This window comes from Undibacterium sp. 5I1 (genome assembly GCF_034314085.1).
Classification (GTDB): Bacteria; Pseudomonadota; Gammaproteobacteria; order Burkholderiales; family Burkholderiaceae_D; genus Undibacterium.
In genome coordinates this window covers 105,556-128,768 of sequence record NZ_JAVIWI010000001.1, presented here as the reverse complement: position 1 = coordinate 128,768, position 23,213 = coordinate 105,556, and the positions used below count along the sequence as shown (strand labels likewise).

General features: G+C 46.6%; 18 protein-coding genes. 10 read left to right on the top strand and 8 right to left on the bottom strand.

Going from position 1 to position 23,213, the window contains the following annotated elements:
* Positions 1–56 precede the first annotated feature (56 nt).
* From RGU72_RS00515 to RGU72_RS00500, 4 genes are all read left to right on the top strand, one after another.
* On the top strand, positions 57–986 hold the full coding sequence (locus tag RGU72_RS00515; RefSeq protein WP_322117875.1) for a LysR substrate-binding domain-containing protein: 930 nt from the start codon (positions 57–59) through the stop codon (positions 984–986).
* A 288-nt stretch (positions 987–1,274) separates the two neighbouring features.
* Complete coding sequence (locus RGU72_RS00510) at positions 1,275–1,643, top strand: glyoxalase superfamily protein (RefSeq protein ID WP_322117874.1); 369 nt, start codon at positions 1,275–1,277, stop codon at positions 1,641–1,643.
* Positions 1,644–1,712: 69 nt separating this feature from the next.
* On the top strand, positions 1,713–1,994 hold the full coding sequence (locus RGU72_RS00505) for a DUF6968 family protein (RefSeq protein WP_322117873.1): 282 nt from the start codon (positions 1,713–1,715) through the stop codon (positions 1,992–1,994).
* Between the two features lie 429 nt (positions 1,995–2,423).
* On the top strand, positions 2,424–2,618 hold the full coding sequence (locus RGU72_RS00500) for a hypothetical protein (RefSeq protein ID WP_322117872.1): 195 nt from the start codon (positions 2,424–2,426) through the stop codon (positions 2,616–2,618).
* 48 nt (positions 2,619–2,666) lie between these two features.
* Here RGU72_RS00500 and RGU72_RS00495 read toward each other — a convergent pair whose 3' ends face one another.
* From RGU72_RS00495 to RGU72_RS00480, 4 genes are all read right to left on the bottom strand, one after another.
* Positions 2,667–3,530, bottom strand: a complete 864-nt coding sequence (locus tag RGU72_RS00495; RefSeq protein ID WP_322117871.1) for an HDOD domain-containing protein — start codon at positions 3,528–3,530, stop codon at positions 2,667–2,669.
* A 119-nt stretch (positions 3,531–3,649) separates the two neighbouring features.
* Positions 3,650–4,087 carry a CreA family protein gene (locus RGU72_RS00490; protein WP_322121517.1) on the bottom strand — a complete coding sequence of 146 codons (438 nt, stop codon included), beginning with the start codon at positions 4,085–4,087 and terminating at the stop codon, positions 3,650–3,652.
* Between the two features lie 204 nt (positions 4,088–4,291).
* On the bottom strand, positions 4,292–5,770 hold the full coding sequence (locus RGU72_RS00485) for an APC family permease (protein WP_322117870.1): 1,479 nt from the start codon (positions 5,768–5,770) through the stop codon (positions 4,292–4,294).
* Between the two features lie 382 nt (positions 5,771–6,152).
* Positions 6,153–7,553 (bottom strand): metal-dependent hydrolase family protein, encoded by a 1,401-nt coding sequence (locus RGU72_RS00480; RefSeq protein ID WP_322117869.1) that lies wholly within the window; start codon positions 7,551–7,553, stop codon positions 6,153–6,155.
* A 362-nt stretch (positions 7,554–7,915) separates the two neighbouring features.
* Between RGU72_RS00480 and RGU72_RS00475 the strand changes: the two genes are divergently transcribed.
* The 5 genes from RGU72_RS00475 (at position 7,916) to RGU72_RS00455 (ending at position 16,335) form a co-directional block, all read left to right on the top strand.
* Complete coding sequence (locus RGU72_RS00475; protein ID WP_322117868.1) at positions 7,916–8,314, top strand: DUF2946 family protein; 399 nt, start codon at positions 7,916–7,918, stop codon at positions 8,312–8,314.
* A gap of 223 nt (positions 8,315–8,537) precedes the next feature.
* Entirely contained in the window at positions 8,538–10,931 is a 2,394-nt protein-coding gene (locus RGU72_RS00470) for a TonB-dependent receptor (RefSeq protein WP_322117867.1), read from the top strand.
* 273 nt (positions 10,932–11,204) lie between these two features.
* Positions 11,205–13,511, top strand: coding sequence for a TonB-dependent receptor (locus RGU72_RS00465; protein WP_322117866.1), 2,307 nt, complete (start codon positions 11,205–11,207; stop codon positions 13,509–13,511).
* A 54-nt stretch (positions 13,512–13,565) separates the two neighbouring features.
* A complete protein-coding gene (locus tag RGU72_RS00460; protein ID WP_322117865.1) occupies positions 13,566–15,047 on the top strand; it encodes a PepSY domain-containing protein in 1,482 nt (493 codons plus the stop codon).
* A 604-nt stretch (positions 15,048–15,651) separates the two neighbouring features.
* Positions 15,652–16,335 (top strand): MarC family protein, encoded by a 684-nt coding sequence (locus tag RGU72_RS00455; RefSeq protein WP_322117864.1) that lies wholly within the window; start codon positions 15,652–15,654, stop codon positions 16,333–16,335.
* Positions 16,336–16,434: 99 nt separating this feature from the next.
* On the opposite strand, the gene RGU72_RS00450 is transcribed toward RGU72_RS00455, so the two are convergent.
* The 4 genes from RGU72_RS00450 to RGU72_RS00435 form a co-directional block, all read right to left on the bottom strand.
* Positions 16,435–16,746, bottom strand: coding sequence for a hypothetical protein (locus tag RGU72_RS00450; protein ID WP_322117863.1), 312 nt, complete (start codon positions 16,744–16,746; stop codon positions 16,435–16,437).
* A gap of 224 nt (positions 16,747–16,970) precedes the next feature.
* Positions 16,971–18,626, bottom strand: a complete 1,656-nt coding sequence (locus RGU72_RS00445; protein WP_322117862.1) for a SpoVR family protein — start codon at positions 18,624–18,626, stop codon at positions 16,971–16,973.
* 8 nt (positions 18,627–18,634) lie between these two features.
* On the bottom strand, positions 18,635–19,903 hold the full coding sequence (locus tag RGU72_RS00440; RefSeq protein WP_322117861.1) for a YeaH/YhbH family protein: 1,269 nt from the start codon (positions 19,901–19,903) through the stop codon (positions 18,635–18,637).
* A gap of 73 nt (positions 19,904–19,976) precedes the next feature.
* Entirely contained in the window at positions 19,977–21,899 is a 1,923-nt protein-coding gene (locus RGU72_RS00435) for a PrkA family serine protein kinase (protein ID WP_322117860.1), read from the bottom strand.
* Between the two features lie 382 nt (positions 21,900–22,281).
* Between RGU72_RS00435 and RGU72_RS00430 the strand changes: the two genes are divergently transcribed.
* The gene (locus RGU72_RS00430) at positions 22,282–23,034 is read left to right on the top strand and encodes a DUF2846 domain-containing protein (protein ID WP_322117859.1); all 753 of its coding nucleotides are present in this window, start codon (positions 22,282–22,284) and stop codon (positions 23,032–23,034) included.
* The last annotated feature ends 179 nt before the right edge of the window (positions 23,035–23,213 follow it).

Below are 23,213 nucleotides of genomic sequence, written 5' to 3'. Positions count from 1 at the left end.
TCGGGACAAACGATATAAAATCACAAGTTAGTGAATAAAAAGAATAATCTATATCAATGAGAAAAAAAATCCCTAGCTTAAATGCGCTCATGATCTTTGAGGCTGCAGCACGCCTGCAAAGTTTTACCCGTACCGCGGATGAACTGGCGCTGACCCAAGGCGCGGTCTGCAAACAAATTGCGGGGTTAGAGAGCTGGTTGGGTGTACCGCTATTTGCCCGCATCAAACAACGCGTCGTATTAACGCCTGCCGGGCAAGAGTATGCCGGACGTATACGTCTGCATCTGGGCCGAATAGAGCGCGACACCCTGGAGTTAATGGCGAGCCAGGAGGGTTCCGGCGTGCTGGAATTGGCAGTCGTACCGACTTTTGCGACCCAATGGCTGATCCCGCGTCTGGCACAATTCCACGCACTGCGCCCCGACATTACGATTAATCTCAGTACCAGAACCGATGCGTTTATTTTTTCTGAATCGCATTTCCATGCGGCGATTCATTCAGGACAAGCGCCTTGGCCCGGCACCATTGGGGATTTTTTAATCGGTGAAGATGACACGACACCAGTTTGCAGCCCTGCCTTATTGGCAAAATATCAAACTACGGATGCGACCAAAGCCAACGAGAACATCATAGGCATCACAGATATCAGCAAAATGCCTTTGCTGCACCTGACCAGCCGTTTAGACGATTGGCGACGCTGGTTTGATTTACATGATTGCCGCAATGATGTATCCGCTGTCAAAGGTGCTCGCTATGAATTGTTCACCATGCTGATCAGTGCCGCCGCCGCCGGTTTAGGTGTGGCGCTGATTCCGCGTTTTATGGTGCAGGCAGAATTGGATGCTGGCACGCTAAGCATTCCACTGCAATTAAGCCTACCCCGCTCGGCCGCCTATTATCTGGTGTATCCGGAACAAAACGCGAGTCTGGGACCTTTGCTGGCGTTTAAGAACTGGTTGTTAGATAGTGCCAAACAGGCGGGTTAAACCTAGAAATTTTTATATACTCCCCATTATTTTTATAAAATACCGCTTATCCTCCAAATATTACCTGGACAACTTAAATATACTAATAGGCAGTATATTTAAGTTGAGAATATTAGGACTGACGCAAAACTGTCCCAGCAAGGCGTAGCGACGATGACAGTACTTTAGTACGGCTAGGAGCTACAACGTGGCTGGGGCATTTTTACGTCAGTCCTAAATATAAATTATTATCTTGATTACCATTCACTCAACACACTGTCGCAACTGGCATAGGAATAAGGAGCAATGATGGACTTCCAGAGCATTCCCGTCTTACGCATCTTTGATGAAGAAAAAGCGAAACAGTTTTATGTTGAGTTTCTCGGCATGAGTATCGATTGGGAACATCGGTTTAAGGACGATTTTCCTATCTATATGCAAGTATCGAAAGACAATCTAGTTTTTCACCTGAGCGAACATTCCGGTGACTGCACACCGGGAAGCAAGGTATTTGTAAACACATCAGACATCGATGCGTTGTACCAAGAGTTATCTCAGAAGACCTACAAATACAATAAACCTGGCATTGAAATCGCCGTATGGGGCGACAGAATCTTGAGCCTGACAGACCCTTTTTCCAACAAGATTCTGTTCAATGAAGTAAAAACCACAAGCTAAACAGAAATCCATTTCAAAGAAAGAGGCTCGGTCATGAACGATTTTTTGATAGAACGACGCTGATATGCCGTGTCACCAGACGGTGTCGGCGCAGACCTGAACTTAAGTATTGCTGCCCCGATCAAGGATCATATTGACTGGGGTTGCGCCGTATCGCTGGGGATACTCGACTCGCACCCATCAAGGATTTATGGGTGCGATAGCTGGCATGCTGTACAAATGGCAATGTCATTCATTGCACTGAGAGTTAGGCATTTTTCTGAAACTGGCTGGTTATTTTATTGGGACAAAGACGGCAATCCGGCAACGCTACACGATCTGATTACTTCAGGATTAAGTAAATCCACCTGATCAAACTGAACAACAACCATAACGCTATGTGCTCAAATGTGGAGTTTTTTAAATCTCCCCTACACCATTGATCCTCCAATTCAGATCGATCAAGCCTGCCAAATTACAGTTCGTCAGACCGTCCTAGCGGGATTGAGCGACACTGACTATATTGGAGTTAGCTTCTAAAAAAACTAAGACTGTGATGCGTATTTGGATCAATACTTAAGCGCATATTCTGCTTGATCCAGCATGCTAGTCTGGCAAGCTAGCCGCACCAGGGATACGGATTTTTATAAGCTAACAAAAACCAACCCAAGAATTTGAAAGGATATTGTATGGACCTCAAAGCAGACATGGATGGCGTTGTTATCCTGAGCATCGCCATCCTGATTATCAGCAGTGTGATACACCAACTTTTTGTCTGAAACCTCAAGTCTAGGAAACTCAATGCTGACGTTTATTTTGTGGATTGTGCTGTTAGTAATGTGCTGGCCGCTGGCCTTGTTCGCACTGGTGCTTTATCCGCTGGTATGGCTGATCTGCTTGCCATTCAGACTGATGGGGATTGCCGTAGAAGGCGTGTTTGAATTATTGCGTGCAATCGTTTTGTTGCCAGCACGTTTACTGCGGGGGAAAGCTTGAAGTTTGGTGATGTTCACGGTAGGAGTCGTTGCAAGAAAAATACCGTGATCACTCCATACTATTAAACATTTCATGTAATTCATCAAATTTATCGGCAGCTTCATCTGTGGATAAACCCAGAAAATGGCAAGCCTGCACTCCGCCTTTTTCCCATTCGGCGGAAACATCTTGCCCATGATATTTTTGTATGGCGTATTCCGACATCAAGGCCATTGCTACTAGTGCACGAACCATTTCTGGCGTAGCGCTATCTTCTAAAACCGCGTAGTCATGGTGCAATAAAATCGCGGTAAAAACATCTTCGGGCAAACCCCAGGTACGCGCCATCAAAGACCCGACTGCGGCGTGATTGCACTGATGCGCCTCATCTTCGATCTCGGTAAATTTTTTAGTAAATTCCTGATTAGCTTTAGTCAGCGTTGCTGCATAGTGAGGAAAACGCTCCAGCATAATTGGAATGCCGATATCGCAAAACAAGCCAAACGTATGCGCAATATCTGAGGGATAAATATGCATATTACGCGCCAGATAAATCATCGCCTGCGCCCGCTTGGTAGAAAAATCCCAAAACTTCACCAGTGATTGCCCTTGCACTACAACCGACTGACGGGCAATGATGCCCGTCATTAATGTGCCGCACTGCGCCATGCCTAATAGATCAACCGCATGATCGACAGAACTCGCCTTTAAACGTAATCCAAAAAAAGAGGAGTTGGTCAACTTCATCAAAGAACCTGCCAGGCCGACATCATTAGCGATAATTTTTGCGAGGCGACGCGGATCGGGCTCTTTAGACGACAGTTCTTGCTGAACCTCTGCTAACAAACTAGGGCGCGGCGGAATTCTGATCGTTTTAAGCAGAGCATCAACTGATTGCTCAGTGGTTCTGGCTGGGGCAGCAGAGGTTTTCATTGATTTGATTTAGGACAAATATTGCCAGCACATTTTTTCGTGTAATCCCAGATTTTAAAGCGCAATCGTTGCTTTGCTGCATTTATTTCTCGTATTTATCACTAAATCTTTCAGATAATTTACTTTAGCGGAATCGGCATAGCTTTATCTACCGGCACTGCGGTCACACTATTTTGCGGTGAACCATTAATCAGGCGATCAGAATACGTCAGATATACCAGCGCATTGCGTTTGGTATCAACGACACGGACTATTCTGAGTTTTTTAAACAAAATAGATAAGCGCTCATTAAATACTTCTTCTTGCTGCACCAAAGGTTTTTTAAAACTAATAGGGCCAACCTGGCGGCATGCGATAGAAGCTTCTGCCTTGTCCTCTGCCAAGCCGATCGCACCTTTGATACCACCCGTTTTTGCACGAGAAATGTAACAAGTTATGCCATCCACTTTAGGATCGTCATAGGCCTCAACGATAATTTTATGGTCGGGTCCAATCAAAATGAAAGCGGTATCTACGCTGCCAATGACTTCAGCGTTTGCGCTGCATACCGGCGTCATCAAAGCGAGGACAGCCAGGCTACTTGCAGCGACTACGCCATTGCAGATTTTTTTCAGTTTCAATTTCATATATCACCAATTTGAAAAATAATTAGCACGATCAATCGTTAACCGTATGTCCATCTGACACATCATAAAGCTATCATGAAAAAATCTGGTCTATGGCGCAATGGCTTTGCAATGCCATTGCGCTTATACCAATATTTATTTTTCGTCATTTTGGCGCAAACGTGAATGTCTCATTCCATATAAAAAATATACACCGATCGCTACTGCCATCCAGATAAAAAATACCTTGTAAGTCGTCGGTGGTAAATCTTTAACGATATATAAACAAGCCAAGATACTTAGTCCGGGTAAAAAATATGGCCCAAACGGAACCCGGAAACCACCACTGCCAGCACCAATACCTTTAGCACGCATCACTGGCACAGCCGTTGAGACTACGATAAATGCCACCAGCGTGCCCATACTAACCATGTCCCACAAGAAGGTCGCATCGACTAAACCGGCAACAATACTGACCACGACACAAACGATAATTGTATTGCTAGTCGGGGTCTGAGTACGTGCATGCAAGCGCTGGAAAGAGGGTGAGATCAAGCCATCTTTGCTGATCGCAAACAAAATCCGGGTCTGACCGTAGATCGTCACCAGCGTCACGCTAAATACCGAGATCACTGCACCGGCAGATAAGATCAAAGCAGGCCAGGCTTTGCCAGTTACGTTTTGCAAAATCACGGACAAACCAGCTTCTTGCCCTGCAAACATGCTGGCAGGCTGAGCGCCGACGGCCGCAACAGCAACCAATAAATAAAATACCGTCACAATTACCAATGCGGCCAAGATCGCCAGTGGCACATTGCGTTTTGGATTTTTAACTTCTTCACCTGCGGTAGCGACGGTATCCAGACCGATAAAAGAAAAAAACACGGTACCGGCAGCAGCGGTCACGCCAGCCATGCCGCCCAGACCTTTGCTGTTGTCTGGGTTGAAAAATGGTGTGAAGTGTTCTGCATTAAAACCAGAGAACGCCACTACTGCAAAAAAAGTCAAGATAACTAATTTAGTCAGTACCATCACCGCGTTGACGGTGGCAGATTCTTTGGTTCCGCGTAACAATAAAAAACCACAAACGATCACCAGAATAATTGGCGGTAAATTAATTTGCCCGGGGTGGAATTCAACCCCATTTGCCCCTGCCACTATCATGGATGAGCGCAGCATTTCTGGGATTTGCCATCCAATGGCATTCGCAAGAAAATTATTTAAATAAGCTGACCAACCCACCGCCGTAGCGCTGGCAGCCAACCCATATTCCAATAGTAAACAAGCAGCGACGATATACGCAGGAAACTCGCCGACGGTAGCGTAAGCATATGAATATGAAGAGCCTGACGCTGGGATGCGGGATGACAATTCGGCATAGCATAGTGCCGTCAGACCCGCCGTCACTGCCGCCAGAATAAAGGACAAAATCACCGAAGGCCCTGCCTTGGGCACGGCCTCCACCATGGTAAAAAAGATACCGGTCCCAATCGTGGCACCAACGCCAATCATGGTTAAAGAAAACAAGCCTAGCGAGCGATGTAAACCATTGCTGCTACCTGCCTCAACCTCACTACCGCTGGCATCAACTGGCTTGGTACGTATCAGTTGCTGCCCAAATGTTTGCTGTCCCAAAAGAATTCCTTTTTTTAAATTTTTGAATCAGGATTTAATTGTAATGCTGTATTAAATAATTATTGTCTACGTTGGCTTTGGCTTCGGCTGTAGCAGCGACTTTAGCATCTGCTGTAGCTCCTTCTCCCGCTAGCGGGAGAAGGCAGGATGAGGGGGAAGTTCAAGTTTCCAAAAGCTCGCCATACCAAAAGACTAGAATCCCGAGGTTGAAGCACTCCGGCTTATTCGTTCTTTAAGCACGCTACACCTCGTACCCCGCAAAATATACTCCACCTATGTATATTTTAACGTCCATACAATAACTGGACATTAAGGCATATTTACCAACATACTCCCCCTCTTTTATAAAATTTACCAAGGGGAAATATCGAGCAAACAATCCTTATTGCGCTACAGACGACTTCACAACTTCGCCATCTTTCATCACAAAATCAACCTTGGTCAGTACCGTCACATCATTCATAGGGTCACCTGTTACGGCGATAATGTCGGCGAATTTTCCAGCCTTAATGCTACCTACTTTATTTTTCCAGCCGAGTAAATCAGCCGCGCTAATGGTCGCTGCCTGGATTGCCTGCATCGGCGTCATGCCGTATTTGACCATGTAGAAAAATTGCTTAGCGTTGTCGCCATGCGGATAGACGCCGGCATCAGTACCGAATGCCATTTTGTCGCCGAACTCAAATGCTTTGCGGAAGTTATCGCGTTGCAGCTGACCGATCTCTTTTTCCTTGGCGAGGGACTCTGGTAAAAATCCTGCCTTCTCGCCTTCACTCAAAATGTAGTCATCATCATAAATATCCATGACCAGATAAGTACCTTTTTCTTTCGCCATGCGCATGCCTTCTGCATCAATCAAACTGGCATGCTCTACCGAATCGACACCGGCGCGGATAGCATCATTGATACCGCTGGTGCCGTGCGCATGCGCTGCGACTTTGCGACCGAGTTTGTGGGCTTCAGACACAATAGCTTGCATTTCTTCCAGCGTATATTGCTGCGCACCAGCAGCATCGCCTTTGGATAACACACCGCCGGTCGCACAAATTTTAATCAAGTCGGCGCCATACTTCGCCATCTCGCGCACCTTAGCGCGGGCCGCCCAAGGTCCGTCGGCCACACCTTTACCGATATCGTTATATTCAGCCGGCAATAAATTATTATCGCAATGACCGCCGGTAATCCCCAGCGCATAGCCAGAAACCAGCATGCGCGGGCCAGGTACATCGCCGTCATTGATCGCGTCCCGCAAGGCGACATCGCCAAAACCATCTGCACCGACATTACGCACTGTCGTAAAACCGGCCTGCAAAGTGTCGCGGGCAGCGCGAACACCATACAAAGCAGCACGGATATTAGAAGTACCAATACTGGAATAGCCATGCTGATGTGCATTCCCAGTCAGATGCGTGTGAGAGTCAATCAAGCCGGGCAATACCGTGGATTTGGACAAATCGAGAATTTGCGCACCTGCCGGGATCGCCATGGTTTTGCTAGAACCGACGGAGAGAATATGCTGGTTTTGTACCAAAATAATTTGATCCAGCAATACCTTACCGGCCTCTACATCAATCAATTTACCTGCCTTGATTGCAAGCACAGGCGCTGGTTTATTTGTAGACTGGGTCACTGGAGTAGCAACCGAGGTAGCAGCATCCGCAGCATGCGCAAGATTAGCAACCGCAATGCAATTGACCATTAACAAGCTGGCAGCCAGCGGGGACAAAATACGAGGTAAAACGCGGGACATAGCGAGTGACAAAACAGGGCGACGCTTTTGCATGTAATCCTCTGAGAGCAAGATCAATAAAAGAACCAAAAAAATAACGGAAAGGCCAATAGCAGAGCAAGACAATCAAGGTTCTGATGGCTCGCCTACAGTGTCGAACATTCTATCTGTGTTGCAAAAAGAAGTCCGTTGTATTTTGTAGAACAATTTAGATGATTTTTACTCCTATCCGGCGCGTCATGCCGCTTTTTTAGCTATTGCCAGATGCAGCTTTACGGCTATCGCGGCCGATATCATTGGACATGTCGCTGGGCATGTCGCTGGATATCACTACGCCAAACAAACCTGATCAGATATTCGCCACGACAGAAGCCAATTTGTATCCAGTTGTTACAGCGCTGTTATAATCCGCTTCCATGAACATGCCCCGCCTCTCCCGCCAACTGGTTGCCCTCGTACTTTTTTTGTACGTTACGGCATTGGGCGTGGCAATTGCATCTCCGGTGTTCAATCCGCAGGCAATGAATGTGATTTGTACCAGCACGGGTATCAAGCTGATCAGCCAGACTAGCGGCGATTTCGCTGGCAATGACTTATCCGCTGATGGAAAAACTAGCAAAACTGGCCAATCTATGTCGCATTTGCTGGATTGCTCGTTCTGCCTGGCAACCGGCATCACTAATGCGTTTCCTCAACAAGACATCGTAGAACCACCACATACTTTGTCTTATGCCCTGCGCGCTATTCCAGCGGCACGGCTGGCCTCTATGGTTTCTGCGCCTTTACCGGCGCGTGGGCCACCTGCTTTAAATTAAAACAATCTGTTTGCTCAACGTCTGATCATCTACTCATTTGATCAGATTTTGTCCTGCGCTCACCTGCGAATGCGGTGCTGCGTGCGTTTGTTTTTTTCAGAACTTGCGCAAAACCGCCCCAGCTGCGTTACAGCGACTAGCCGTACAGAGGTATTGTCGTCGTCGCTGCGCCTTGCTGGGACAATTTTGCGTAAGTCCTGTTTTTTTAAAGTTTGCTCACATCATGAATCCTTTTATCACCCTCACGCTATACAAAAATCCGCCAAAAAACTCGTCCCAAAATCCGTCGTCTCAGCGCAGCGACCGTTTTATCCGGCACACACTCAGCGTCGGCATCGCCGCCGCATTGCCTTTATTGTCTGCCAGCGTACTGGCGGCTAATGGTAATAATGACGCCGCTAGCGATATCGTCGTTGGCAGCAATGATGTGGCCGATCGTGTCTTGATTACTGCTGGTCGTCCGTCTTCATTGCCGACCGAAATCCCAACTACGATCGAAGGTATCAATGCTAAAACGCTGGCACAAACCATCAATGCGACGGATGCAGAAGACGCGCTCAAATATCTGCCCAGCTTGCTAGTGCGCAAGCGCTACATTGGTGACTACAACCATGCCGTGCTCGCAACGCGCGCATCTGGCACAGGCAATAGCGCCCGCTCGCTGGTGTATGCCGACGGCATATTACTGTCGAACTTACTAGGTAATGGCGCAAGTTATACGCCACGCTGGGGACTGGTGACGCCCGAAGAGATCGAACGTGTCGACGTCCTCTACGGTCCGTTTTCAGCAGCATATTCTGGCAACTCGGTCGGTGCGGTGGTGGACTACATCACAAGGATGCCCAGCCAATTTGAAGCCCATGCAAAAGTCATGGCCTTTAGTGAGAATTTTCAGCAATATGGTACCGATAAAAGTTATAGCGGCCATCAGCTCAGCGCCTCGTTAGGTGACAAACAAGGTGACTGGTCATGGTGGGCGAATGTCAACCGGCTCGATAGTGATGGCCACCCTATTGTCTTCGTGAATAAATTATTATCCGCAGGCGTGAGCAGCAATTTGGGTACGCCAGTGAGCGGCGCGATCTTGGATAAAAATCCGAAAAATCAAGATTGGCTCATCCTTGGTGCAACGGGTCAATACAATACGGTGCAAGACCACGCCAAATTCAAAGTCGCTTACGACATCACACCCACGCTACGTGCCAGCTATACCTTGGGCTACTGGCGCAATAATATGACCAGCACCGTAGAAAGCTATCTGCGCGATGCTGCTGGCAATCCGGTGCTTAACGGCGACATCAATGTCAACGGCAAAAAATATACCCTGGTTCCGACCGATTTTTCCAACAGCACCAATAGCCTGGAGCATGTCACCCACGGGCTCAACCTGAAGAGCAATACCAAAGGCGTATGGGACTGGGAAATCGCCGCCAGCCTTTACGATTACAGCAAAGATATCGCACGCGCACCTACCGTTGCAATCCCGCAAGCCAACAGCGGCGGCGCAGGTCGCATCACCGATATGAGCGGTACCGGCTGGAACACGCTGGCACTCAAAGGCATCTGGCGTCCAGAAGCGGCCAAAGATCATACGGTTGAATTCGGCTACCAGCGCGAAGCTTACAAACTACGCACCCTAGTTTCCAATACCAGCGATTGGATTAACGGTGCAGCCAGCACGGTATTCTCCGGCTTCCAGGGCAATACCGAATTACAAAGCATATATACGCAAGACGCGTGGCGCATCAATCCGCAATGGAAAACCATACTCGGCGGCCGCATAGAACAGTGGGCTGCCAATAATGGTGTCATCTGTACCGCCACCAGCAGCTTGCCATTTATTCCACGGAAAGAAACCGCCTTCTCGCCCAAAGCCGCCCTGGCCTACAAAGCCGATAACGACTGGACGATCAAAGCATCCGTCGGTCGGGCTATACGTATGCCGACTGTGTCCGAGTTATATCAGGGGTCGGTCAGCGTCAATACCATCGTCAATAACGATCCGAACTTAAAGCCAGAAAAATCCTGGACCTCAGAATGGAGCGTAGAGAGAAGCTTAGAAACTGGCATGGTGCGCGCTACGCTATTCCATGAGCGTACGCAGGATGCGCTGTATTCGCAAACCAATGTCAGCGTTACACCTAACATCACCAATATCCAAAACATTGATGACATCCACACTACCGGATTGGAATTGGCGTACATGGCAAATGACGTCATTACCCGCGGCTTAGACCTGACTGCCAGCCTGACATATACCGATTCAAAAATCGTAAAAAACGATAAATTCCCCACCAGCGTCGGCATGTGGCAACCACGTGTACCTAACTGGCGCGCCAACTTTGTCAGCAGCTACAAAGTCAACGACAAACTCGCCACCACCTTCGGCGCACGTTATAGCGGCAAGCAATACGGCACCTTAGACAACAGCGATCCTAATGGCAAAACGTACACAGGATTTTCTCGCTTTTTTGTGGTGGACTTGCGCGTGCAATACCAAGTCGCCAAGCAATGGACTGCATCAGTCGGCATCGACAATCTTAACAACGCCAAATACTGGGCTTTTCATCCTTACACACAGCGCACTGTGGTGGGTGAGCTGAAGTTTGATTTTTAAAATTTAATCTGATTATTAAAAGTTAAAAAGCATTGTCCAATGATTCTGCGGCATCCAGGCCATTTTTGTGCCAGAAGCCGCGGAATGATTGGACGATCAATTTTGACTTTTTCAGTTGGCCACTTTTGCAAAACAAACTTATTTCCAAGTTATGTCCGACTTATTGAGCACTCAGTTCAAGCTTATTTCAAACGCACATACAACTTATTTACAGCTGATTTACAGCTCATTTACAGCTCATTTACAGCTCATTTAAAAATTTAACTCAACTCTATGAAATCATCCCTTAAACCTTTAGTTTTACTCATCGCTACCACCTTCTCAGGGGGCAGTCTCGCGCAAGGCGTCGCCAGCGATCAGCAATTGCAGTCGGTGGCAATTGATGGCAACCGCTTGCCGCTCGCACCCAATCTGCCGATGACCACTGCCAGCATGACTGCCCAAGAGTTACGCGAGCAGCAAAATGTTTTTAATCCAGAGGATGTCCTGCGCAATCTCCCCAACACCACAATCCGCAAACGTTATAGCGGCGACCGCAACGCACTCATAGGTGGTCGTAGCTTTGGTACCACACAAGCACCGCGTGGTCTGGTATTTATGGATGGCTATTTGATTTCTAATTTCCTCGGACGCTTTGACGCGCCACGCTGGAACATGATCGCACCTGAGGAAATCGAACGCGTCGATGTTTTATACGGCCCCTTCTCTGCTATTTATCCTGGTAACTCTATCGGCACAACAGTGGTAATGACGACGAAAAAACCGAAGACGTTTGAAGGCTCAGCCCGCTTTGCGGTACAGTCAGAAAGCTTCGATGCGTATGGTCAGAGCGAAACTTTTACGAACACCCAAGCCTCCGTTTTATTGGGCGACAAACTGGCGTCCGGCTGGTCCTATCGATTGATGCTGAATCGTCAGGATTCTACCGGCCACCCTATGCAGTACTACACAGTCAACGCCAATGCTGCTGGCATTTTTGTCCCGCCTACTGGTAGCAAGCCAACGACGCCAGTCACTGGCGTGCAATACGATGCTGCACCAACCGGACAAACCCGCGCTGTGTTTGGTGCCAACGCTGGCGCAATTGACCACACCGTACAAACCACTGCAAAAGCGGTCGCCGGCTACGACATCACGTCAGCGATCAGTGCCGAGGCAATGCTTGCCTGGTGGACGAATGACACCGTCACTCGCAACAACAGCTTTTTACGCGACGCAAACGGCAATCGGATATGGTCGGGGCGCGTCAGCAACAACGGCAACGTCTTCGATATTCCGGCGAATAGTTTTGCCCCTTACAACCGTGCAGAAACCCATTTGCAAGCGGGTCTGACCGTCAAATCCCATTATCAGACGGGCTGGAATATGTCAGTCGTCGCCAGTCAATATCGAATACTTAAAGACCTGCAACGCAATGCTAACTTTGCTGACCCAATCGCGGCCAATGGCGGTGCCGGTAACGCAGTATTGCGAGATGGCACAGGCTTTCGTACGTTTGAAGTCCAGTCTGCCTACACACCAGTGGCGGGTGATTTTGGCGATGGCAAACACGCATTGACTTTTGGCATTCACGCCAACGATTACCATTTACAACAAAGCACTCAAACCCTGAACAACGACTGGCGTACTGGCGCAGGCGCAGAGAATCAATTTGTTGGCGGCGACACTCGTTTGTTTGCGCTATACGCGCAGGATGCATGGCGCTTTGCAAGCGACTGGAGAGCCACATTTGGTTTGCGGCTAGAATCTTGGAAAGCCTTTAATGGCGTGCAACGGTTTATCCCTGGCGCAACCCAGAATTATACCGAGCGATCTATCTCAGCCGCCTCACCTAAAGTATCACTTGCATGGGAAGCCACCGACGATATGACTCTGCGTTTATCTGCAGGTCGCGGTACCCGCTTTGCTACCGTGGCAGAACTATTCCAGGGATCGCAATCAGGTAGCGCCATCGTCGTGAATGATCCTAATCTTAAACCAGAACAATCCGATGCAGTAGAGCTGATGTTAGAAAAGCGCTACCGCAATGCCAGCCTGCGGGTTTCGCTTTTCCAGGATGACATACGCAACACTATCTGGAGCCAGACCAATACGGCTGTTTTTCCTAACATCACCAATGTACAAAATGTGGGACGAGTCCGCACCCGAGGGATAGAGTTGGCAGCAGAGATGGACAACCTCTTTATCAATGGCCTTAATCTGGATGGCAATCTGGCTTTTAACGACAGTAAAATTATCGAGAATGATAATTTTATCGCCTCCGTCGGAAAAACCTGGGTACGTATTCCACGTGTGCGCAGTGCCGTCACACTAAGCTATGCGACGAGCAACAAATGGAGTGTCGCCGGGACTTATCGCTACTCCGGTCGTCAATACAACGAGATGACGAATATCGATATCAATCCAGATACCTATGGCGGTTTATCACGGGTTAAACAACTAGATTTGCGGGTGTTATTTAAGCCAGCAAAAGGTCTGGAACTAGCAGCAGGTATCGATAACGTATTTGATTATCGCGCTTATCAATCGCATCCTCTACCAGCGCGCAATTTGTTTGCCGAAGCCCGTTACGCATTTTAATTTGTAGCACGGAGCAGCGCTGATGCCCTGCTCTATTTTTGTTCAAGGAATAATATGAGCACTCATCTGTCTACTAACGAAGCATCAAGCGGCAACACCGCAGCCATGTTATATCGCATCTTTTGGCGACTACATTTTTGGTCAGGTTTAATGACTGCACCTATTCTTTTATTCGCTGCGGTCAGCGGCATCTTATATATTTTTACGCCGCAAATCGAAGCATGGAAATATCAGGACTTAGATCAGGTAGACCGCATCATGTCTCGCTTGCCGCTAGACCAGCAACTGGCAGCAGCACAATCTGCGTTGCCAGGAAAAACCGTCAAAACAATCATCCCAGCGTATCTGGAAGGTGAAACCACCAAAATCGTTTTTGGCGAAGCAAGGCAAGAGCGCGAGCAACTATTACCGAAAGCATCGATAGCGGCGGTACCGGCAGGAACAAACACTAGCGAGCACAGTGATCATATTGAGCACAAGCATCCAGCGCCTGTCGATAAAATCAGTAAGGAAAGTAAGACAGATCATTCAGAGCACAATACCAACCAGCCTGCGGCTGCCGAAACAATCGTTGCCTATGTTGATCCCGGCACGGCAAGAGTACAAGGGGCATTGGCAGAATCGGATCGTTTTCGTAACTGGTCACGCAAGCTGCATTCAAATATGTTGCAAGGTGACGGCTGGCGTTGGCTGATTGAGCTGGGAGCGAGCTGGATGTTATTGATGATGATCACTGGCATCTATCTCTGGTGGCCACGCGGCAAAGCAAGTTGGCGTAGCGTCTTGCAGTGGACAGGAAATAACACCGCGCTAAATACTCGCGCCAACTGGCGCTATCTGCATAGTATCGTCAGCGTTGCCTTAGGATTAGTCACACTGACGATCTTATTAACCGGCATCACCTGGTCAAAATATGCGGGAGAAAATTTCCGCATGATTCAAAACCTGACATCACAAAATTCGCCCAGAGCACCCAAAAATCTGATCTCAATCGTACCAGTTGATGGAGCTGCTGCACTGAGCCTGCAAGCCATATATACCAAGGCAAAACAGCTCGCACCCGATATACAAATGCAATTGACGCCACCAAAAGCTTCGGGCGGTATCTGGCGTGTAGAAAACTATGATCGTAGCCAACCTGCAAAGCGATTTCAGCTAGTATTAGATGCCTATGCAGGCAACGCTTTATACCAGTCTGACTGGGCAAGCTTACCGACCCTGGCACGCGCCACCGCAGTTGGTATCGCTTTCCATCGCGGTGAGTTTGGCTGGTGGAATCAAGCTCTACTGGTGTTAGTAGGATTAAGCGTGATGTTCTCCGTCATTTCAGGCTATGTGATGTGGCTACAACGCCGCAAAGCAAGATCCATTTCTGCGCCTAAAATCCAAAGCTATCATATACGTGCCGTCCCCTGGTGGATGTGGGTCAGTTTGCTGGGATTGGGTATTTTCTTACCCACTCTGGGAATGAGCCTCTTAATCATTTTAAGTTTAGAAGCAGGTGCACTGCTGTGGCAAAGACAGCCTGTAATGTGAAAACAATTGAGTGCAAGACAGATCACTAACTAAATAAAGGTAAGCTCTAAGCATGTCATTCCTGCGTGCTGTTAGCAAGAATCCAGCGGCGTTCATGATTTAACAAACGTCTCCGGACTTTTGCTATCACTTAAACCCAGATTTTCCATTGGAACAGCGACAAGTGCGCCTTTGGCGGACTGACTGGCTAGACGCGACGACGACGCAAGCTGCATCTTGCTAGGAGGAGCAACAACGCCAGGCAGTTCGCCAAAGGTGCAATTATCGCTGTAGCGCTCCCAATCAAATCGCGGTGGTGCTATCCCTCTGAAGACCGCACGCCGTCTGCGTTTTTTGCGAAGTGGTAGCGGTCTAATGGAAAATCTGGGTTTAAGAATATCGCTTGCTAGCGATGATCACTGCACAGAAGCGAAGAGCAAACAAATAGATTTTAGACATTTCCTAAAAAAAGCATCGTCCAATCATTATGCGGCTTCCAGGCCATTTTCGCGCTACAAGCCCCAGAATGATTGGACTACTATTTTTGAAATCTATAAATAACGCAAATTCGCTTTAAACCTCAATACAACTTTATAATCAAGGCTCAGATTTTTCAGGAGTTGTTATGAGCATTTCAGTGATTGTTTTTTTTAAGGCCTTGATCGTGGTTCCGATCACGCTGCTGCCCATCTTAAATCCGATAGCGATTGCGCCGATTTTTCTCTCAATGACCGGGCCGATTGAGACGATTGTTGCTCGTCGTCTGGCAAAGCGCATTGCACTGAATTGTTTTTTCTTGTTGATGGGGGCGATTTTTATCGGCTCTTATGTTCTGGATTTTTTCGGTATCTCACTCCCTATCGTGCGGGTAGCGGGTGGGATAGTCGTAGCGATGGCAGGCTGGAAGCTATTGAATGACCAAGAGCAAGATAAGTTGCGCACTTCGGTTGCCGAGTCACAAATAGGTATATGGAGCAAAGAAGAATTGCGTCGTCGTAGTTTTTATCCCTTTAGTTTTCCGTTAACGGTCGGTCCCGGAACGATTGCGGCATCGGTCACACTGGGCACGCAAATGCCAAACAAGCCGGTGGATTTTCTGATTACCAGTATCGCTTCTGCTATTGGGGTTTTGTTGACAACTTTGGTAATCTATCTGTGCTATCGCTTTGCCCGCAATATGGAGCGATTTTTAGGTGATATCGGAGCGATCGTTTTGTTGCGTTTATCCGCTTTTATTTTGCTTTGTATTGGTATTGAAATTGGCTGGACGGGAATTTCTGATTTGCTAGTGGATTTGAAATTGCATTAAAAATTTGGACTTACGCAAAAGCGCCATGCAAGTAAGATTGCATGGCGCTTTTTTTAAACTCTATAAAGAAATAAGCTCAGCTACTCGGCCTAAAACCAATCAAGCTGCGACCGCTGTTATCGGCGTCTCAGCTAACATCAACGCGTGTTCTACCTGTGAGGATTCATCGCCTACTTTACTTTGCCAGGCGCGGACAAAATACTGCTTTTCTTTTTCGGTCGGTGCAACATGCCAGATCACCATCAACGTACCTTTGTGATCATGGACTTTGGCTAACTTGGTAATGCAAGTGGTGTTGCCATCAACATCCGCCAGACCAATGGCGTAGCCATATACTCGGTATAAACGCTCCAGCCTGTCCGGCTCTGTCTCACTGTGGGTTGCAGAAATTTTTGGATGGTCGAGGTACATCTTGCACACTCCGTCGAATGGTTTAGCTGAGAGAATTCTGATGTTTTTCTTAACGATGCTTGCTGCATCGCACAGTGGATACGCATCAGTGCTGCGCTTATTCTATCCGATAGACCGACATTAATTGAGGGCTGTTGCAAATTTAATCTAAGTTAATCTAGGGTATTTGCATTTTATGGCGCTTGTTCAGAGCACCATAATTACTTAACGTGAATCAATCGGAGTTAACGTACGCGGCTACGTTTCTCCCATTTACATTCTTGTGTATGTAATATCTTATTTTGCGTATCGACGGTCTCCAGATACACATCAAATCCCCACAAGCGCGCTACGTGTTTGAGCATTTCATCGGTTTGCTTATTTAACGGACGCCGTTGATATTCGGTATGCCTCAGCGTCAGCGCCCTGTCGCCTTGCAAATCTACGGACCAGACCTGAATATTAGGCTCACGATTACCCAGATTGTATTGTCCTGCCAATTGCTGGCGCAGGTATTGGTAACCATTTTCATCATGGATGGCAGAGATATTTAATTTATCCTGGCTATCATCATCCAATACCGCAAAGAAGTGAAAGTCACGTATCAATTTAGGTGATAAAAATTGGGCGATGAAACTTTCGTCCTTAAAATTACGCATCGCAAAATCTAACGTCTTTTGCCAATCGCTGCCAGCAATATCCGGGAACCAATGTTTATCTTCCTCAGTTGGATTTTCACAAATACGCCGGATATCACGCATCATCGCAAAACCGAGCGCGTAGGGATTAATTCCACTGAAATGACGACTGGTCACAGGCGGCTGATAAACGACGTTTGTATGACTTTGTAAAAACTCAATCATAAAACCATCACCAACAATGCCCTCGTCATATAGCTGATGCAAAATCGTGTAGTGCCAAAAGGTTGCCCATCCTTCGTTCATTACCTGGGTTTGGCGTTGGGGATAAAAATACTGAGAAATCTTGCGTGTAATACGCACTAATTCACGCTGCCACGGCTCTAGCAAAGGCGAATATTTCTCAATAAAGTAGAGTAGATTTTCTTGCGGCTCGTGAGGAAAGCGTAGCACTTCCTCACTCGCTACTGTCTCATCGCGGCGTGGCAAAGTGCGCCATAAGTCATTAACTTGTGATTGCAAATATCGCTCGCGCTCTTCTTGTTTTTCTCGCTCTTCTGCCAGCGACAATTTAGCGGGACGTTTGTAACGATCGACTCCGTAATTTTGTAAAGCATGGCAAGAATCCAGCAATAACTCCACCGCTTCTACACCATAGCGCTGCTCACAATCGCTAACATAATTTCGGGCGAATACCATGTAGTCAATGATCGCATCGGCATCAGTCCAGGTCCGGAATAAATAATTCCCTTTAAAAAAAGAATTATGTCCATACGCAGCATGGGCAATTACCAAAGCCTGCATGGTCAAACTATTTTCTTCCATTAAATAGGAGATGCAAGGATCAGAATTAATCACGATCTCATACGCTAAACCCATCTGGCCACGTTTGTAATTTCTCTCAGTCGATACAAAATGCTTACCGAATGACCAGTGGTGGTAAGAGACCGGCATACCAACGGATGCATAAGCATCCATCATTTGCTCTGCGGTGATGATTTCTAATTGATTAGGATAAGTATCGAGGTGAAAATATTGTGCAACACGACGGATTTCATCATGCACTTGTTCGATTAACTCAAACGTCCATTCGGACTGTTCTGGCAAGCGATGAGGATTTTTAGGACGCACTCCGTCAGTCGGTATAGTAGCGCCGTTTACATTGGCACGGTTGGTACTGTTAGCATTGACATCACTGGTTTCATTCACTTCACCAGTGCTTTCTGTCTTACTAATTGCGGTATGGTTTTTGTCGCTGTCCATGGCCGACCTCATTTGCTTTGTTTCTTGAACAACTCTCTGAACACTGGGTAAATATCCGCCGGTGTCCGAATTTTTTGCATCGCAAAGTGCGCATGATGATCTGTTACCTGGGCGTATTCCTCCCATAAATTTTGGGGGTCGCCCTCGGTGATTTCTACGTAAGCATAGTATTGAACCAGCGGCATAATTGTATTGATCAATAACTGGCGGCAGGCGATAGAATCATTATCCCAATTATCGCCATCAGAGGCTTGCGCTACATAGGCGTTCCAATCACCACTGGGATAACGTTCTTTGATGATCTTGGTCAGCAAATGCAAAGCAGAAGATACGATGGTGCCGCCTGATTCGCGTGAATGAAAAAACTCATTCTCATCCACTTCTAATGCAGCTGTGTGGTGACGGATAAACACCACATCAATCTTTTCATACGCTCTGGTCAAAAACAGATACAACAAAATAAAGAAACGTTTAGCGATTTCCTTCTTTTGTTCGTCCATAGACCCCGATACATCCAACAAACAAAACATGACAGCTTGCGTAGAGGGTTTCGGTACTTTGATGCGATTGCTGTAGCGCAAATCAAACGGATCAATAAATGGGATTGCCAACAAACGAGTACGCAGATGATGTATCTCTTGTTTTAGCAACACGATGCGCTCATCCGCCATGTCGGAGACCGTTTGCAACAAATCTGCCATTTCGGCTTCTGCTTGTTTTAATCGTCTTGCAGATCTGCCGCCGACGGCAATACGCCGCCCTAAAGCGCCGCGTAAAGAACGGAGTACATGCAAGCTGGAGGTGGTGCCTGAGGTTTTGTAACCGGCGCGCTGGCTTTTGAAATCAGTGGTGGATGCCAGTTGAGTTTTGATCAGATTTGGCAGCTCCAGATCTTCAAAAAAGTAATTCATGAATTCTTCACGGCTAAGCTGAAAAACAAAATCATCCTCACTTAACTCGTCGCTATTACCGGCTTGCCCTTTTCCTGATCCTGCACCACCTTTGGGCCGGGCAACCTGATCACCTTTTAGATATTCTTGATTACCAGGTTGCACTGTCTCCCACACACCACCTCTGTCATGACCAAAGGTAGGTTCACTTACATCCTTAACTGGAATGCGAATATTTTCGCCATTTTCAAAATCAGTAATTGAACGCCCTTTGATCGCGCGTGCAACCGCCTCTTTAATCTGCCCTTTGTAGCGCCGCAAAAACCGCTCACGATTTGGGGCAGATTTATTTTTTCCCTGTACACGTCTATCTATCAGATGAACCAAAGCGGTCTCCTGTAAAGATACTGTTTTAAAACCTCACCTAGATTGAATCAGCCCAATCATCACGGCTTTCAGCTTAAGAAGACTTTCTCACTCGCAAATACCATTCGCATAACAAGCGTACCTGTTTGGCCGTGTAGCCTTTTGCAACCATACGCGACACAAACTCCTGATGCTTATTAGCATCGTCGGCGCTCGCCTTGGCATTGAATGAAATGACTGGCAATAACTCTTCGGTATTAGAGAACATTTTTTTCTCTATGACCGTGCGTAATTTTTCGTAACTTGTCCAGGTAGGATTTTTACCAGCGTTCTGTGCTCTGGCACGCAACACAAAATTGACGATCTCGTTTCTAAAGTCTTTAGGGTTGGAAATGCCTGCTGGCTTTTCAATTTTTTCCAATTCATTGTTTAGTGCATCACGATCAAAACTTTCACCGGTATCAGGATCGCGGAACTCTTGATCTTGTATCCAGAAATCGGCAAAGGTTACATAACGGTCAAAAATATTCTGGCCGTATTCGGAATAACTTTCTAAATAAGCGGTTTGAATTTCTTTACCAATAAACTCTGCATAACGTTGTGCTAAATATTCTTTAATGTAGGAAAAATATTTTTGCTCCGTTTCTGGGGCAAACTGTTCACGTTCAATTTGCTGCTCCAGTACGTACAAGAGATGAACGGGATTTGCAGCTACTTCGGTATTATCAAAATTAAATACTTTCGATAAAATCTTGAAAGCGAAACGGGTAGAAAGTCCATTCATTCCCTCATCAACGCCGGCATAATCCGCGTATTCCTGACGCGATTTTGCTTTGGGGTCAGTGTCTTTTAAGTTCTCACCGTCATAGACCTGCATCTTGCTAAAGATGCTGGAATTTTCCGGCTCTTTCAGCCGTGATAATACGGCGAACTGCGCCATCATTTTTAATGTGCCCGGCGCGCAAGGTGCTTCGGACAATGAAGATGTACGTACCAGCTTGTCGTAAATTTTTACCTCATCGCTGACCCGCAGGCAGTACGGTACTTTGACAATATAAATACGATCTAAAAAAGCCTCATTATTTTTATTGTTCTTAAAAGTTTTCCATTCAGATTCGTTTGAGTGCGCCAAAATAATGCCCTCAAACGGAATCGCGCCAAAGCCTTCAGTACCTTTAAAATTACCTTCTTGCGTCGCAGTCAGCAATGGATGCAGCACCTTGATTGGCGCTTTAAACATCTCTACAAATTCCATCAAACCCTGGTTGGCAAGACACAAGCCACCCGAGTAACTGTAGGCATCGGGATCATCTTGTGCATAATCTTCTAACTTGCGGATATCTACTTTGCCGACCAGAGAAGAAATGTCCTGATTATTTTCATCGCCAGGTTCGGTCTTAGAAATCGCTACTTGTTTCAATACAGATGGGTAGCGCCTGACCACACGGAATTGATTAATGTCACCATTAAATTCATGCAAGCGTTTAACCGCCCAAGGACTAGGAATATTGCGTAAATAGCGCCGTGGGATCCCAAAATCTTCTTCTAAAATCGTTCCGTCCTCAGCCTCATCAAACAAGCCCAAAGGCGATTCGTTGATGGGCGAATCCTTAATACAATAAAACGGAATTTTCTCCATCAAATACTTCAGCTTTTCGGCTATCGAAGATTTACCGCCACCGACGGGGCCTAACAAATACAAGATTTGTTTGCGCTCTTCTAAGCCTTGTGCAGCATGACGGAAATAAGATACGACTTGCTCTATCACCTCTTCCATTCCATAAAATTCTCGGAAGGCGGGATAAATTTTGATGACTTTGTTGGAGAAGATGCGTGAACGTCGGGAATCATGACGCGTATCAACCATTTCTGGCTCACCGATCGCGGCCAGCATGCGTTCGGGGGCGGTGGCGTAAGCCAATGGATTTTTCTTACATAATTCTAAGAACTCTGGCAAAGAATATTCTTCTTCACGAGTCCTCTCATACCGTGCTGTGTAGTTGTCAAAGATTTTCATAGTGATCTCCTTTGATAGCGATAGACCGATAAGCTGATAGACAAAGCAAGCTAACTAGAGTTCCGACACTTTGCTTTTATGCACCCTACAACTTTAGTGTAGGTGAATTTACAAAAAAAGTTGGCGAAATTCGTGAAATTTTGTGTCTCAAACGAAACATTAAATATTTATCCGTAAAAATCAAAAGCATATCCCCTAATAATTTTTTTCTACAGATGCAAGCTAATTCAAATTTAAATGTAATTAAGCAGAAACTAAACGCCAACTTTGTGGCGGCGACACCAAAGCGTCGTGCAAGCATTTCTCCATTTGTAACATTTAGCTTTTCATGTCAGCAAGAATTTGCTTAAATAGGAGCGCTATTTTTATCAACAGGAAAAACATGAAACGTTTGCTCGGCACTTTCAGATCACTCAGATTACTTACACTCAGCGTAATAGCGCTATCTAGCTTGGCCTCCGGCCTGTTAACTGGTTGTGCATCGGTACAAATGGCCAGCCAAGAGCAGGATGTACGAGCTAAAACCTTTAAAACTAATCCAAGCCAAGCCAATATCTACATTTATCGCAATGAGCTCTTTGGTGCCGTCAGCAAAATGCCGGTAGAACTCGACGGAAAAGAAATCGGCCAGACTACGTCAAAAAGTTACGTGTTAGTCAGCGTTAATCCTGGTCAACACAAGTTGGCATCAAAAGCAGAAAACGAATCAGTTTTAAGTATTATGACTGAAGCCGGGAAAAATTATTTTGTCTGGCAAGAAGTCAAATTAGGGTTTATATCGGCGGGCAGCAAATTGCAATTGGTCGATGCAACAACGGGTCAAGCTGGGGTCAATGGTTCTGAATTAATCACTATATCCGGTGCCTACAGCACAAAGTTCGCGTCATCCAGCAACAGGGCTTCTAGTCAAATAATGGATGGCAATGGAACTGCGTCGCTGCAAAAAGTAGAATTCCGTCCTGGAAGTTCATCGGTGACGGTAGAGAAACTAGCGAAACAAAATAACTGCAATGGAGGGCAAGGAGCGGGCTTGCTGACGCCACCTGGTCCAATAGAAATTTATCGTATGAGCTGTGAAGGCGGCGGCACGTTTATGGCGCGTTGTGAATTACGCCAATGTCAGATGATGAAATAAAGCGCACATTAAAATGCATTAGCTATGTGAAATAAAAGTAAAAAAGCGCCGGTGATTGTTTAATACAAACAATCACCGGCGCTTTTTTATTGACTGATTTTTTGCGCTTGGCATATTTGATTGAATCAAGGTCACTAAAAATCCATTATTTTTGCAAACGAAAATCGTCAACAATCAAT

Coding starts and splice junctions, on each gene's coding strand:
- RGU72_RS00515 (WP_322117875.1), top strand. CDS start 57: ATGAGAAAAAAAATCCCTAGCTTAAATGCGCTCATGATCTTTGAGGCT.
- RGU72_RS00510 (WP_322117874.1), top strand. CDS start 1,275: ATGGACTTCCAGAGCATTCCCGTCTTACGCATCTTTGATGAAGAAAAA.
- RGU72_RS00500 (WP_322117872.1), top strand. CDS start 2,424: ATGCTGACGTTTATTTTGTGGATTGTGCTGTTAGTAATGTGCTGGCCG.
- RGU72_RS00495 (WP_322117871.1), bottom strand. CDS start 3,530: ATGAAAACCTCTGCTGCCCCAGCCAGAACCACTGAGCAATCAGTTGAT.
- RGU72_RS00490 (WP_322121517.1), bottom strand. CDS start 4,087: ATGACGCCGGTATGCAGCGCAAACGCTGAAGTCATTGGCAGCGTAGAT.
- RGU72_RS00480 (WP_322117869.1), bottom strand. CDS start 7,553: ATGCAAAAGCGTCGCCCTGTTTTGTCACTCGCTATGTCCCGCGTTTTA.
- RGU72_RS00475 (WP_322117868.1), top strand. CDS start 7,916: ATGAACATGCCCCGCCTCTCCCGCCAACTGGTTGCCCTCGTACTTTTT.
- RGU72_RS00470 (WP_322117867.1), top strand. CDS start 8,538: ATGAATCCTTTTATCACCCTCACGCTATACAAAAATCCGCCAAAAAAC.
- RGU72_RS00465 (WP_322117866.1), top strand. CDS start 11,205: ATGAAATCATCCCTTAAACCTTTAGTTTTACTCATCGCTACCACCTTC.
- RGU72_RS00460 (WP_322117865.1), top strand. CDS start 13,566: ATGAGCACTCATCTGTCTACTAACGAAGCATCAAGCGGCAACACCGCA.
- RGU72_RS00455 (WP_322117864.1), top strand. CDS start 15,652: ATGAGCATTTCAGTGATTGTTTTTTTTAAGGCCTTGATCGTGGTTCCG.
- RGU72_RS00450 (WP_322117863.1), bottom strand. CDS start 16,746: ATGTACCTCGACCATCCAAAAATTTCTGCAACCCACAGTGAGACAGAG.
- RGU72_RS00445 (WP_322117862.1), bottom strand. CDS start 18,626: ATGGACAGCGACAAAAACCATACCGCAATTAGTAAGACAGAAAGCACT.
- RGU72_RS00435 (WP_322117860.1), bottom strand. CDS start 21,899: ATGAAAATCTTTGACAACTACACAGCACGGTATGAGAGGACTCGTGAA.
- RGU72_RS00430 (WP_322117859.1), top strand. CDS start 22,282: ATGAAACGTTTGCTCGGCACTTTCAGATCACTCAGATTACTTACACTC.